Here is a 743-nt window from a genome sequence, read left to right as displayed (position 1 = left end):
ATCGCAAACCGCATTGATCGTCGTGGATATGCAAAACCCTTATGCCAGTCAAGGTGGTTATCTGGATTTGGCTGGGTTTGATGTGACGTCAACCAAACCTGTCATCGATAAAATCAAGCAAGCCGTGGATATTGCACATCAATCTGGCATACAAGTCATCTATTTCAGAAATGGCTGGGACAACAAATATGTAGAGGCTGGTGGTAGCGGATCGCCCAATTATCACAAATCAAACGCCTTAAAAACCATGCGTAAAAACCCTGAACTTGAGGGAACTTTATTAGCAAAAGGGGGCTGGGATTATGAGTTGGTCGACGAGCTTAGCCCTGCGCCTCAAGACATCATCATAGACAAACCTCGATATAGCGGCTTTGCCAATACCAACTTCGATAGCGTATTGCGGTCACGGGGCATACGCAATCTATTGTTCACTGGTATCGCGACCAACGTCTGTGTTGAATCAACGCTTCGAGATGGGTTTTTTCTTGAGTATTTTGGGGTGTTGTTAGATGACGCTTGTTATCAAGCAGGACCAGTAGAGGCTCATGACGCCACACTCTATAACGTAAAAACCTTTTTTGGTTGGGTGTCTAATGTTGCCAGCATGCAGCAGTGCTTTTTGGATACTTAATCTTTTCGATATATGGCTTTTTAGGTGCCTAAACCAAGCGCTTCATACTTAATTTAAATAGGAATGTAGATATGTCTAAACAAGTGATTATCCCTGAAGGTACAAGCAAACC

Annotated in this window: 1 protein-coding gene; it reads left to right on the top strand. The window is 43.5% G+C overall.

Annotated features, from left to right (window positions below; genetic code table 11):
• The coding region (gene rutB, locus ACS8FC_RS17110) for a pyrimidine utilization protein B (protein ID WP_439297668.1) at positions 1-631 on the top strand (631 nt) is incomplete at its 5' end.
• Positions 632-743: the final 112 nt, after the last annotated feature.

This window comes from Psychrobacter sp. 1Y4, from assembly GCF_051847555.1.
This window is presented reverse-complemented; position numbering and strand designations above follow the sequence as displayed.